This is a genomic window from Leptospira haakeii (genome assembly GCF_002812045.1).
Taxonomy (GTDB): Bacteria; Spirochaetota; Leptospiria; order Leptospirales; family Leptospiraceae; genus Leptospira_B; species Leptospira_B haakeii.
In genome coordinates this window covers 199,074-212,484 of sequence record NZ_NPEG01000002.1, presented here as the reverse complement: position 1 = coordinate 212,484, position 13,411 = coordinate 199,074, and the positions used below count along the sequence as shown (strand labels likewise).

Below are 13,411 nucleotides of genomic sequence, written 5' to 3'. Positions count from 1 at the left end.
GAGAATCGTTTGGAAAGGGAGCGGATAAATAGGTTCCGATTATCAGAGTGATTCCAAAAGGTAAAAAAAGTTTAGAAAGGAATTTCGATTTCATATATTAGAATAAACCCCTTTTAATTTATTCTCACAATGGTCTAATGAGGAATTCCCGTCCCAAGAATTATTATAATAATATTTTAATCTAAAAAGAGTAGTCTCTTTTAATAAAGAGCACTCAGCCGATTTCCCGGTTAGGTCACACTGAATATTGGATTTGTAAGTTCCGCCCTGAGAATTACATATATTCGCATGGACCGATTCGAACATCGCGCCGCGGAAATCTATACAATCGTTCTGTAATGTACATGATCCGGAGAAAGGGGGTGATGGTGGGAAAAGGCTTGCTACAAGCAATCGTGTAAGTGGGTCTGTCGCCGGGCCGCAAGGCCACCTGCATTCACAACCATTTACAAAGAATAGCATGGATAAAAAGATTATGGCTTTAATATAAAATTTCTTTTGGCTGATCATATTTATCGAAATGTAAGTTTAACGTTAGTCGCTCATCTTTCAAGGGCAAGATGTTTTTATTATAATCTTTTCTTTTCATGAATCTGTAATGGACTTTTCGTTTGTTTCATACGAATGGGATATTCGATTTGGAATCGCTGTTTGTTTTCACTCAGTAACTGCGACAGCGATGCGTAGATCTTTAGTCCGGGCAAAGCCCGGATGAGCGCGAATGCGCGAAATCGAAGCAGCGCGACCGAGCAAAGCGAGCGGGTCGCCCAAATCCATTATTTTGCTAGTTTAACCGAAAGAGTTCGAATTGTCAATAATGAGTCTCAAAATCAATTTGACAATTTGCAACCAAAAACGACGCTGAGAGGAAAGAGGACATCTATGGAAGAATATTGCCGCCCGATACGGATCTCAGAACGGAACTATTTCATTGTGGATCTATGTGCAAATTGCGGGCATGTGCATCTGCACTTTGAGAATGGCTCCCTGAAAATGGACCTTCATAAGTTGGAGGACTTATATAAAACCGTTCAAGATGCCCATGCTTGGATCTTAGAAGAGCTCGCTGGTTATAATTGAGATCAGTAATTCTTCGCAAGGGACGTATCTAATACGACATAATCAAATAAAGGAAGAAGATAATCTTATAATTATATCAAGGAATCTGTAGATCTTTCGATCCTTATACTGCAAGGGGCAAACTATGCAGATCAGAACGGAAGGACCAGGCAGAGAAGAAGGATATTCGTTATCGGCGGAGCCAAAGGTATCTAACGTTTCCGAAAAAACTTCTGCCCCTTCTGCAAGTTTTATGGATTTGATGAAGTCCATTCAACTCCGCTCCCAAAAAGTTTTGGAAGAAGGGCAGAAGTCGGAGATCAAAGAAGAAAGACCTTCCGAGCTTGAAGATTCAAAAGAGCCTGAATTATTTGTAAGATCCGAAGAGGAAGAAGTAGAAGAAACGGATTCCGAAGAAGAGAATGAAAAATTAGTTCGTCTTTCCGAGAAGAAGGTCCAAAAGGCGGAACTAGGAGAAGCAGATTCTGAGTCGGAGGAAGAGATAGATGCTGAATTCGAATCAGAAGAATTAGATTCTCCTTTTGTCACTCAGATGAGCGTGTTCTTGGCGGGGCTCGAGGCTAAAAAAGAAAAAGATATCGCGAGTGCCGCAAATCAAGAAGAGTCCGTATCACTCAAAAAAGTCCAAAAACATTCCAAAGAAGAAGCCCCTAAGGCTGAACAAAAAGAAGAATCAGGAAATGTTTCCGTTCTAAAATCAAATCAGCCGGAAGAAAAACGTTCTATTAAAGAAACCAAAAAAACGCCAGAGAAGGAAAGTCTGGATGAAGGTTTAAAAAATTTGGAAGAAGTCCGCAAATTTTCCAAACCGGCAAATGAAGAAAAAATCCTAACCGTATTAAAAGATTCTCATAAAGAGAATTTCATTCCTGAATCGGAGAACTGGAAGATCACTAGAGAGAAAAAACAAGAAACTCTTTCTATGGTTTCCAAAAACCAAGCAGCTAAAGCGGCTCAGGTAGAAGAAACTTCTAAATCTGATACTTCCGGTAAAGGTTCCGGGAACCAAGATTTCTCCCAAAGAAATGGAAACGAAACTACGTTTACCCTTTTAAAAGCCGGCCTTGGCGTAGCGGAGAAGAACCAGGAAATTTCGGGACAAAATTCTAAAACGTCTAAAACAAATTCTGGCTCTTCTATGGATCGCTCTCAGATGAAGGAAAATTTCCAGAGATTGGTTCAATCAGCAAAATTGAATATTGTCGAGAATGGAAGATCGGAAGCTACTCTTAGGTTGAACCCGAGAGAGCTCGGAAGAGTTTCCTTACGTATTACTGTAGAGGACGATAAGGTCCAAGGTAAAATTTTAGTAGAATCAGATCAGGTGAGAAAATTATTCGCAGGTGATCTGGAACAACTTCGCAAAGATTTTAAAGAGCAAGGATTAGATCTTCAATCCTTAATAGTGGAGTCAGAGGATTCATTGCGCATGAGTTGGGATGGACAAGATTCTTCGAGGTTCTTTGACCAAGAAGGTTTTGGATTTGAGGCTTCCGGTTTTTCTAATTTTTCCGATTTAGAAGAAGTTTCAGAAATGGACTCTATAGAAAATTCAGAATTCGCCGAAAAGAATACTGATAAACGCTTAAACATTTTGGTTTAAGGAGAGGATCATGCCTGAAGCAAACGCAGTTTCTAATGAAGCTACACGTAGCCGTTATCTCGAAGGAGACAGAAGTTACGATTTAAGGAAGCATTTTGATAAATTGGAGAAGGAAGAAAAAAGCGGACTCCAAGGTATCGAGATCCGTTCCACTGCAAAAGCATTAGGAAAAGATGATTTTTTAAAACTGTTGATCACTCAACTTTCTTCTCAAGATCCAACTAATCCTGTTAAGGACCAAGACTTTATCGCACAGATGGCGCAATTCTCTTCCTTAGAGCAGATGAATAATATCTCCCAAGGGATCGGCAAAATGACCAATCGCCAAAGTTTCTCTCTTGTAGGTAAGATTGTATCCGGCCCTGATTTTGTGACCGGTGAGAATGTGGTAGGAACTGCAGGTGCATTATTTTTCGACGGGGAAGGTAAATCTTTCGTAAGAGTAAACGGTAGAACCGTAGAAATCGATGCAATCACTTTGATTACTGACCCTGCAATCATCAACCAACAAGAAGGACAAGCTGGAGCACCAGCTCCAAAATCTGCGGGATCTAATGGAGCAGGATCTTCTCTAAATGCTCCGGTTGGAGCTCCTACTGCTCAACCTTCTCAAACAATGCAAGCACAACAATTTCCGGAAACATCACAAAATCAGAATGATTCCGGTTTTGAAGAAACAAGTTCCGGAGCTCCAGGCTGGAGTTTTCCGGGAAAACCGAACGATAGCAATTATTAATTAAATAGAAAATTTCGAGGTATAAGCGCCATGATGAGATCTCTTTATTCAGGAGTTTCCGGTTTAAAAAACCACCAAGTGAGGATGGACGTAATCGGTAACAATATTTCCAACGTGAACACTCACGGTTTTAAAACGGAACGTGTTACTTTCCAAGATATGATCTCCCAAGAGTTAAGAGGAGCTTCTGAGCCTAAGGAAAACATCGGAGGGGTCAACCCTCAACAAGTCGGTCTTGGTGCGTTGATCGCAGCGATCGATAAGATCATGACCCAAGGTGCTTTACAAACCACCGGTAAGAATACCGACGTTGCGATTTCCGGAGAAGGTTTCTTTATCGTTAAAGATGGGGACAAACAATTCTATACGAGAGCCGGTGCGTTTAACTTGGATAAGAATGGTTATTATGTAAACCCTGCGAACGGTTTAAAAGTGCAAGGTTGGAATTCCCGCCTCGATGAAAAAGGAAATAAGTATATCAACTCTTCCGCTTCTATTGAAGATATCGTAATTCCAGTATATTCTAAAGAGCCTGCAAGAGCTACTTCCAAAGTGGATTTTAGATCCAACTTGAATTCTTCTGTGCAAGCGGTTCCGCCTGATGCGACCCAGGAAGAGATCACTTCTATGATCAACGATCCGGATCCTAAAGCGAGAAGGGGACATGTAACTACTATCAAAGTTTTTGATGACCAAGGTGCTGAGAGAGAATTCAAAATGGAATTCTATAAGGTCCGCGAAAATACCTGGAAAGCAAGAACATCCTTAACTGATGCAACTCAACTTTCGGTGGATGTTGCCGCAACAGGTGGACAAAACACTCAAATGCCAGGGTTGACTGAGCTTGAGTTTGGATTCACTCCTGACGGAAAGATCGTTTATGTTTCTGACGGAACAGATGTGATGAACACAGGGAAGTTGAGTGCAAAAGTTTCTTTCAAACTTCCTGGAAATCCACAAGTTCAAAGTTTTGATCTGGCTTTAGGCGAGGCAGGAATGGTTGATGGGATTACTCAATTCTCTTCCGACTTTACTACTAAAGCAGTAAAACAAGACGGATATACTATGGGATATCTGGAGTCCTTCTCTATTGATAATTCCGGAACTGTTACGGGTGTTTATTCTAACGGTATCAAACAACCTTTAGCAAGAATTGCAACTGCAGTTTTTAATAACCCGGCCGGTTTGGATAAGGCGGGGGATACAATGTTCGCATTCTCCAATAACTCAGGTGAACCTTTGATCGGAGAGGCGGGTATCGCAGGTAGAGGAAAGATCAACGCTGGTCTATTAGAAATGTCGAATGTGGATCTTTCTGATCAGTTTACTGATATGATCGTTACACAAAGAGGTTTCCAAGCGAACTCCAGAACGATCACTACCACAGACCAAATGTTGCAGGAAGTCCTGGGTCTGAAACGTTAATCGTTAACTTAGATCTCCTATTCATTTTGTTTGCGCCCGCGGGAATTCCATCCTTCGGGCGTTTTTCTTTTGTGGGTCGCACAAGTATATATTTCCGATTGCAGTATCTATTTCTTCTACTTAGTTTGTTTTTTAGCTTATACCAGAGAATAACGCAGTGAGAGAAAAAAAGAAAAAAGTCGGAACAAAAAGTAAACAGGAAGGGAAGAATAGTCGATTCGGATATATATTTTCATCCAACCAAGAATTGTTCCGGGACTGGGATCCTGAAGAAACCTCCTCTTTTGCGGGATATTTTGAATATAAATCCGTAAGCTCTGGCACAGTTCTAATTGCTTCCGAAAAATCTTCCTCCTGGTTCTATTTTCTTTTAGAAGGAAAATGTGAAGAATTCACTAAGGCTTCTTCCGGAGAAGAGTTGATGATCCGAAGCCTCGGGCCTGGCTCTCATTTTGGAGAAGCCGGATTCTTTCATTGGAAAGAAGGGAAGTTCGGAGTAAGGACGGAAACGGACTCTAAACTTTTAAGGATCAGCGCTAAGAGTTGGCATAAATGGGAAACCGAAAATCCGGAAACTTCTAAACGTTGGAAGGAAAGACTAGAGACCAAAAGATTTTTCAGGATGGCATCTTATGAACCTAGTCATAAGGAACTTTTAGGATTCATTTCCAATCTTGAATTATTATTTCATATAGATCGCAAAAAGATAGGAGAATTGACTCCTTATTTGAGGTGGTTATATGTTCCCGGCGGAGAAAGGCTTATGCTCCAAGGGGAACCTGGAAATTCACTTTTTGTAATATTGTCCGGAAGATTTAGATACAGTGTTTCCGACGAGCAAGGGAATATTACGGGAGAAGGAGAATTTGCTAAGGGGGATATTATTGGCGAGATGTCTCTGCTCACTGGAGAGCCTCGTTCCGCCTCCGTTTATGCAGTCCGTTCTTCTCAGGTGATCCAAATTTCCAGAAATGGGTTTAGGAAATTTATCTCAGAATCCCCTGAAGCATTATTCCATGTTACTGAAACAATCGCCAGAAGATTGGGGCAGAAAAATAGAGAATCTTCTCGCTTTGGCAGAAAAGTTCACACGATTGCATTGGTTCCTGTCACAGAAGGTTTTCCTCTCAGAAATTTTTCAAACGAACTTTCCAAATCCTTAAAATCATTCGGTTCCGCATTTCCCGTAAACGAGGAAAAACTTTCTAAGTTCTTAAAAGATAAAAAGATCCATCAAAAAAATGGAATGAGATTCGGGATCCCGGATATTCTATCTTGGTTCGGGGGTTTAGAGAAGGAATACGATAACGTAGTATTCGAGGTGGGACCGTCCGGAGATCCTCTCTGGACTGAGGCGAGTCTTAGGCAGGCGGACCGTATCCTTCTTCTTGCCGAAACAGGAAGGCCAATATTAAAAAATTCTTATTCTTGGAATTTGATCCAGGGAGAAAGTCTGGGCGAAACCACAAAAGAATCCGTAATTTATTTGCAGGATTCTTATAATCGTTGGGAAGAATTAGAAAATACTCTACATGAATTGCCGGGCCAAAAGCTCATCTTGAGAAAGGGCAGAGCGGGGGAATTCGATCGGATCGCAAGAAGATTGGAAAGTAGGTCCGTCGGAATTGCCCTATCGGGTGGAGGTGCAAAAGGTTTTGCACATTTAGGATTGCTCAGATCTTTAACAGAGGCCGGTATACCGATCGATTTGATCGGAGGAACTAGTTCGGGATCTATCATGGCCGGATTATTTGCGATGGGTTACGGATTCGACGAATCTCTTAGACTTATTAAAGAAGTTTGGATAGAAGCGAAACTTACAAGAGATTATACTCTTCCGTTTGTCTCCATCTTAAGAGGTGCTAGATATTCTAGGGCCATCAAAGAATTTTTCGGGAATAGAAAAATAGAAACTCTATTGATCCCTTTTTTGGCTGTGGCATGTGATCTTACAAATTCAAAACCGAAAGTATTTGAAGAAGGAGAAGTTTGGAAGGCGATCAGAGCGAGTACCTCTATACCGGGGATCTTTCCTCCATTTTATACTGATGGAGCCTTATATGTAGATGGTGGACTTTGGGATAATCTTCCCGGTTCATTGGTAAGAAGAAAAGGTGCCGATGTATTGATCTCAGTGGATTTAGGAGCCGGCTCTCAGCCGAATAAGGATCAAACATACGGATTACTCGTCGAGTCGAGATTTCCCGGAGAAGGACCTTCTGCCTTAAAACTTTTGGGAAATCAGTTTATGAAAAAGGAAGATAGATATTCCTTCCCTCATATAGGTGAGTTGTTCATGAGATCTATGTTATTATCCAGTCGAAATAATCTTCTTAAAACAAAAGAAAATTCTGATATATTCGTCGAATTACCAGTGAGAGATTTTTCTACATTCGATTGGGACGAATACAAAAGATTATATGAGATAGGTTATGAGCATTCTCAAAAATCCGTAAAGGATTGGGTAAGGATCATTAAGGATAAAGTATATTCGGAAAGGAAGAATAACTAGGCCAAACGGTCGTTTTTCGAAGATTACATAAGGCTAAAACTCGAAAAAAACTCCTTTTCACGATTTTAAAAGATGCTTAGGATGGGATAATCAGGATGGAATCCAAGTTTAAGCAATATATTGTAACGGATTCCGCGACTCTTGCCGGAAGACTTTCGATCCTTCGCACCAAGATGACGGCTGAGCTGATCAATCTGAAAGACTTTTTTGAGTCCGTTGAGATTAGAGACACTCCTCAATTCGTAGACGTTTTATTTTATATCTCCGACAGAACATTAGAATCGGAACACAGTAAGATCAGGGAACAATTAAAGAATAATCCTCTGATCTTGGCCAGGTTCATTTTGAATGCTGACCTTGGTTATGAAGGTTATAAAAATACTGAAATCGAAGATGATCTGATTTTTGGGATATTACCTGAGATCACTTCCGATCTTCATCTTTCTAAAACATTCGTAAACGGATTTTTACACCTACATATGATCACCGATCAGTTTGATCTATTACATAAGATCAATACTGCAAAATATGAGATTAACAGATTGACCAGGATCGGTATCAGTTTAGCGAATGAAAAAGATTTTGATAAACTTCTGAGAGAGATCTTGTATAGCGCAAGAGAGATCTGCAACGCTGACTCCGGTTCCTTGTATCTGGTAGAACAAGATGATATAGGGTTTATCCGGAATTTACGTTTTAAAATTTCTGCATTAAGTATTGATACGGAAGAGTTTATTCTTCCGATCAATAAATCCAGTATTGCTGGTTACGTTGCGGAAACAGGTAAAGTCTTGAATATACAAGATGTTTATGATTTGCCTGAGGATGCCGAATTTTCCTTCAATAGCAATTTTGATATATTATCGAATTATCATACAAAATCCATGCTAGTTGTCCCTATGAAAGGCCATAGGGGAGACGTAGTAGGTGTTCTTCAGCTCATCAACCGCAAAAGGAATTTTAGCCAAAAATTAAGCGTTGAACAAATGAAAGGGGAAGAGATCCAACCTTTCGATGATTATTCCACTCAATTGGTGCTTGGAGTTGCAGGACAAGCAGCCGTAGCCATTCAAAACAATTATCTACTTAGAGAGATCGAGACATTATTCGAAGGGTTTGTGACTGCATCCGTAAATGCGATCGAAGCCAGGGATCCAACCACAAGTGGTCACTCTTTCCGAGTGGCTGTGCTGACAGTCGGGCTTGCAGAAACATTAGATCGTGTAGACTTCGGAAAATATAAGGACACAAAATTTTCTAAAGAACAGCTTAAAGAGATTAGATATGCTTCACTACTTCATGATTTCGGGAAAGTGGGAGTCAGGGAAAAAGTTTTAGTTAAGGCCAAAAAATTAGAAGATCTGGAGATCGGTCTGATTGATTGGAGATTCCGCTATTTAAAGAAAGATTTCGAATCTAAATTAAACTTAAGAAAAGTGGAATATCTAAAAAAACACGGACCTACTGGATATTCGGATTTCGAAAAAGCGATCGAGTTCGAATTTAACGAAGAATGTAAAAGACTCAGTTCCATGTTCCAGATCATCAGCCAAAGTAATGAACCTTCTATATTAGAAGAGGCTAATTCTCAGTTCTTGGAAGAGATCGCTAAGATGCAATATATCACAACCGAAGGAGAAAATTTGGAACTCATCTCTCCTTACGAGTTCGGATTTTTAACCATCAAAAAAGGTTCATTGGATTTTGATGAAAGAAAAGAGATAGAATCCCATGTGGAGCATACATTCCAATTTTTAAGCAAGATCCCTTGGACGAATGATCTAAAAATGGTACCAACCATCGCGCACGCTCACCACGAAAAATTAAATGGGACTGGATATCCAAGAGGACTCTCCGGAGAAGATATCCCGATCCAATCTAGGATCATGACTATCTCGGATATTTTCGACGCGTTAACGGACCAGGACAGACCTTATAAAAAAGCAGTTCCGGTAGATAGGGCATTGGACATTTTAGAAATGGAAGCCAAAGAAAATCATTTGGACGGAGACTTATTAAAAGTATTCGTAGAGTCCAAGGTTTGGGAAAAATTAAACCACCAAGGACATATTAAATAAATCTAAGGTTCTTCTCTGGCCCAGTCGGAGACTAATTTTAAGAAATGTTCTCCTCTTTCCTCAAAATTCTTATATAGATCGAAACTCGCACAAGCAGGAGAAAATACAACCGAGGAAACTCTTGCTCGCCCTGAACGTACGGCAGTTTTGATCTGAGAAAAACCTTCTTCCAAATTATCCGCCAAAATTAAATGAGAACCTAAAATAGGGGAAATCACCGGCGTCCAGGTTTCTCTTGCTTCTCCTATCAATAATACCCAGCCGATACCTGAGCCTAAAAATTCTTTCAGAGGTTCTAACGGTTCTACTTTTGGCCTTCCCCCCAAAATTAAGAAGGTTCCTTTTTTGTCCTTCCAAGTGTTTAAACCTGCAAGCATACTATGAAGGTTCGTCGATTTTGAATCATTGATAAAAGAAATACCGGCTGCCTTACCTGCATGCTGGAATCGATGAGGAAGACCTTTAAAAGTCGCGATTAAACTTTGGATATGTTCCGGTTTTGCACCAATTGCTTCAGAGGCTAAGATAGAAGCCGCCAGGTTGTCTAAATTATGACCACCAGGAAGAGGGAATCCTTTTGTATCATAAACTGCATTTGCGGTTTTAATGGTTTTTTCTTCTTCAGAGATGATTGCATCGTTTCCGGATTCTCTGCCGAAGACTAAAATTTTACAGGACCATCCTAATTTTTGGATTCTCTCTTTAAAAAGTTTGGAACTGGTCACAAGAGTATGACGAGGATTGGAAGAATCCACAATCCGAGTTTTGGCAGCGAAATAATTATCTAAATTTTTATGCCTTTCTAAATGATCGGAAGCAAGATTTAATATTACAGATACGTTAAGTTCTAAAGGACCGGAATCTTCCAGTTGATAGCTGGAAAGTTCCAACACGGAAAGTGGAACCGGTTTTAGACAAAAATCGCTGAAAGCCAAACCGATATTTCCTCCTGCAGTCGCCCCAGGAAAGTCGGCGGAAACTAAATGAGTAGTGAGAGAAGTTGTGGTGGATTTTCCATCCGTGCCTGTGACTCCGATCAATTTTCCGGAATAGAAGGCTCTTGCTAATTCTACTTCGGAAACTACTGGGATTGCGAGAGAATTTGCTTGGGAAATTACGGAATGAGAAGGAGAAATTCCCGGACTTTTTACGATGAGTGCGATCGGAAGAAGGTCCGCTAAAATTACATCTTCACCTACGAACGTTACATTCGAATCTGGAACGGGTTGCGAATTGCAGAGAACAGCATTCGCTTGTCTCTCTTTCAAGAGTCGGAGAGCCGCCATGCCGGAAACTCCCCCGCCGAGAACCAGGACTCTTTGGCCTAATAAGGAGGTAGGAAAATTCTTCATCTTGGGGAACTTGGTTGACAGGCTATTTTTTGCATCGAGAATTGTCTCTAAATTATCGCTAGGGTAGGTTCCTTTGCTCGATCACAAGGTACAGGACGGAGTTCTAATAGTTTATCTCAAGGGACGTTTGGACGTTTCTATCGCAAACGAGGTGGAAGAAAATCTGAACGATCTAATCGATAACCAAGGACATACCAGGGTTATTTTGAACATGCAAGACGTTGACTATATGTCTTCATCCGGATTCAGAGCTTGCATTTCTACACTCAGAAAATTGAACGCAAAAGAAGGCGGTCTTAAAATCTGCGGGATCAAACCGGCGGTTAAAAGAATTTTCGATGTGATCGAACTTACTTCTCTATTTGATATTCGCGAAACTGAGGACGAAGCGCTTCGAACCTTTCGTGCATAACCGATGATGGCGTTACATCGGGTTCTCCAAGAAATCGTAGAAGAAAAGAAAAGGGAAATTGAAACTATTCCCGAATATAATCCTTCCCCCTACACGGGGATAGGATTGTGGCAATCTCTTCGTTCCCGCAAATTTTCAATCATCTCGGAATGTAAAAAAATGAGTCCTTCTGCCGGGATCATACGGCAGGAATATGATGTCGTATCCATCGCAAAAACTTACTCAGAGTGTGGTGCCACTGCAATTTCAGTTCTGACTGATAAAAAATTTTTCGGCGGATCTCTCGAAGATCTCAAAAACGTTTCTTCTCAGGTGAATATACCTATATTAAGAAAAGATTTTATAATAGATATAAAACAAGTAGCAGAAGCTCGAGAATTCGGAGCTGCCGCAATTTTACTCATCGTCCGCATCCTCACACCCGAAAAACTCACAGAGCTGATCAAAGAAGCTAAAAAATATAATATGGATGTTCTAACCGAGATCCATACGGAAGAAGAAGCTCTCATTGCCGCTAAGGCGGGTGCAAATATCGTAGGTATCAATACCCGTGACCTGGATGATTTTAGCATTCACCAGGATCTTGTCCCTAAAGTGGCTTCTAAACTTTCTCCCAATATAGTGAAAGTTGGAGAATCCGGGGTTAAGAATAAGGCAGATCTGGATGAGTTCCGCTCCCATGTGGATGCCGCGCTTATCGGGACCTACTTCATGGAAAAATCGGATATCCGCAAAGCTTGGCTGGAACTATTCTGATCCTTCTATAGTTTCGCTTTCTTCTATTCCTAAAAAACGCATTCTAACTTTTTCTAAAACGTACGTTTGGAGAACTGACCTTCTTCTTTTCCGATTGGAAAAAAGATATTGCCTACCGAATTGTGTGGAATGTAAAATGCCCTTTCGTCTTTTTTAAGGCCAGTTGGGAGGTTTTTTCATGGCGTTTGAAGAATCAGGAGAAGGTTCGAGCATATTCGGATCGATTGGTGACTCATTCAAAGGAATGTTGACTGGGGTAGTATTATTCCCTCTTTCCTTATATTTGATATTTCAAGTGGAAACTTGCGAACAAGCAAGCGCGGCTCTCAAAGGTGCACTGCCTGCAGCCCAGGCAAAAGCTGGGATAGCATCTTACGTAACGGGAAAGTTAAGCGCTGATACATTGGGTGGAGAGTTCGTAAAACCTGGAAAATATATTTCCTATTCTCAGTCTTCCGAAGTATATGCTTGGGAAGAGACTGTTGACGAAGATTCTAAAACTAAAAAGAAAACATACGATTGCAAATTGGATTGGATCTCTTCTCCTAAAAATCCTAAAAATTTCAAGGATCCTGCATGTAAGTCCAAATCTTTCTATAAGGCGACTGTGGATGATAAAAGTTCTGTCGCTTCCGACGCAAAAATAAAAGCGGAAGATGGTAAAACATTCAGCGTGAATTTGAGTAAAGTGGATCTAACCTCCGCTGTTCCTTCTGTGAGTCCTGGATCGGGAGATTTATCAAAAGGGATTGCTGAAGGAGATTATATCTACCTAACTCAAAAATGTGCAAGCGATCAAACCGAAGGTTGTGAGAGGATCAGCGTCTCTTTAGTTCCGGTTCCGGAAGAAAGTATGACTTTCGTGGGGTCAGTGAATGGGAGTTCTATAGGAGAATTCACTAGTGAAGAGGGTAATAAATTTTTGAACGCTTCTGTGGGCGATTACCAAACCACTATGAAGGATATCCAAAGTGATGATAATACTAAAAAATGGCTGATGAGGCTAGGTTGTTTTATCGCGATGTGGGTTAGCTTCAATCTTCTTGCAGGACCATTGCTTTCCCTTTTAAGTTTTGTTCCTCTTGTGGGAGAATTGGGAAAAGCTGCACTTTCTATCGTCTTCGGAGTTGTTGCATTTGTGATTACTGCTATTACCATTCTTCTTGTGAAGTTCTGGTATATTTGGCTGGTGCTTGGACTTGCTGCAATAGGTTACGCTATCTATAAAAAGAAGGCGGCAACTGCATAAGAAAAGAAAATTACATTATATTTTCTTAAAATGCCCGAGATTTTCTCGGGCTTTTTTTATATCTTCATCTTTTGGAAATTTTGAAATATCAATTTGCAAACCGTCTCGAGATCTCGATTTCTCTATTGTCTCGATAAATTGTATCCGATTTATATAATGTAGAATGTAACTCTATCCCAAATGAGATATAGTTATTTCGGTTTTTCAA

Annotated in this window: 9 protein-coding genes; 8 read left to right on the top strand and 1 reads right to left on the bottom strand. The window is 40.5% G+C overall.

What is annotated here, in order from left to right; all coding sequences use genetic code 11:
* Positions 1–1,204: 1,204 nt before the first annotated feature.
* The 5 genes from CH377_RS06445 (at position 1,205) to CH377_RS06425 (ending at position 9,434) form a co-directional block, all read left to right on the top strand.
* Entirely contained in the window at positions 1,205–2,683 is a 1,479-nt protein-coding gene (locus CH377_RS06445) for a flagellar hook-length control protein FliK (RefSeq protein WP_100722971.1), read from the top strand.
* A gap of 10 nt (positions 2,684–2,693) precedes the next feature.
* Positions 2,694–3,419, top strand: a complete 726-nt coding sequence (locus CH377_RS06440) for a flagellar hook capping FlgD N-terminal domain-containing protein (protein WP_100722970.1) — start codon at positions 2,694–2,696, stop codon at positions 3,417–3,419.
* Positions 3,420–3,449: 30 nt separating this feature from the next.
* Positions 3,450–4,844, top strand: a complete 1,395-nt coding sequence (gene flgE, locus CH377_RS06435) for a flagellar hook protein FlgE (RefSeq protein WP_100722969.1) — start codon at positions 3,450–3,452, stop codon at positions 4,842–4,844.
* 157 nt (positions 4,845–5,001) lie between these two features.
* Positions 5,002–7,356, top strand: coding sequence for a cyclic nucleotide-binding domain-containing protein (locus CH377_RS06430; protein ID WP_100722968.1), 2,355 nt, complete (start codon positions 5,002–5,004; stop codon positions 7,354–7,356).
* A 95-nt stretch (positions 7,357–7,451) separates the two neighbouring features.
* The gene (locus CH377_RS06425) at positions 7,452–9,434 is read left to right on the top strand and encodes an HD domain-containing phosphohydrolase (RefSeq protein ID WP_100722967.1); all 1,983 of its coding nucleotides are present in this window, start codon (positions 7,452–7,454) and stop codon (positions 9,432–9,434) included.
* A gap of 2 nt (positions 9,435–9,436) precedes the next feature.
* Here CH377_RS06425 and murD read toward each other — a convergent pair whose 3' ends face one another.
* The gene (murD, locus tag CH377_RS06420; protein ID WP_100722966.1) at positions 9,437–10,786 is read right to left on the bottom strand and encodes a UDP-N-acetylmuramoyl-L-alanine--D-glutamate ligase; all 1,350 of its coding nucleotides are present in this window, start codon (positions 10,784–10,786) and stop codon (positions 9,437–9,439) included.
* 73 nt (positions 10,787–10,859) lie between these two features.
* On the opposite strand from murD, the gene CH377_RS06415 reads away from it, so the two are divergent.
* The 3 genes from CH377_RS06415 to CH377_RS06405 all read left to right on the top strand — a co-directional run bounded on the left by CH377_RS06415 (position 10,860) and on the right by CH377_RS06405 (position 13,203).
* Positions 10,860–11,198 carry an STAS domain-containing protein gene (locus CH377_RS06415; protein ID WP_008596972.1) on the top strand — a complete coding sequence of 113 codons (339 nt, stop codon included), beginning with the start codon at positions 10,860–10,862 and terminating at the stop codon, positions 11,196–11,198.
* A gap of 3 nt (positions 11,199–11,201) precedes the next feature.
* Positions 11,202–11,954: a beta/alpha barrel domain-containing protein gene (locus CH377_RS06410; RefSeq protein WP_100722965.1), complete on the top strand. Its 753-nt coding sequence runs from the start codon at positions 11,202–11,204 to the stop codon at positions 11,952–11,954.
* A gap of 178 nt (positions 11,955–12,132) precedes the next feature.
* Positions 12,133–13,203, top strand: a complete 1,071-nt coding sequence (locus CH377_RS06405; RefSeq protein WP_100722964.1) for a TMEM43 family protein — start codon at positions 12,133–12,135, stop codon at positions 13,201–13,203.
* Positions 13,204–13,411 lie beyond the last annotated feature (208 nt).

What these genes read in the sequence shown, in the direction of transcription:
- CH377_RS06425 (WP_100722967.1), top strand. Translation starts at nt 7,452, where the DNA reads ATGGAATCCAAGTTTAAGCAATATATTGTAACGGATTCCGCGACTCTT.
- CH377_RS06440 (WP_100722970.1), top strand. Translation starts at nt 2,694, where the DNA reads ATGCCTGAAGCAAACGCAGTTTCTAATGAAGCTACACGTAGCCGTTAT.
- CH377_RS06405 (WP_100722964.1), top strand. Translation starts at nt 12,133, where the DNA reads ATGGCGTTTGAAGAATCAGGAGAAGGTTCGAGCATATTCGGATCGATT.
- CH377_RS06410 (WP_100722965.1), top strand. Translation starts at nt 11,202, where the DNA reads ATGATGGCGTTACATCGGGTTCTCCAAGAAATCGTAGAAGAAAAGAAA.
- murD (WP_100722966.1), bottom strand. Translation starts at nt 10,786, where the DNA reads ATGAAGAATTTTCCTACCTCCTTATTAGGCCAAAGAGTCCTGGTTCTC.
- CH377_RS06445 (WP_100722971.1), top strand. Translation starts at nt 1,205, where the DNA reads ATGCAGATCAGAACGGAAGGACCAGGCAGAGAAGAAGGATATTCGTTA.
- flgE (WP_100722969.1), top strand. Translation starts at nt 3,450, where the DNA reads ATGATGAGATCTCTTTATTCAGGAGTTTCCGGTTTAAAAAACCACCAA.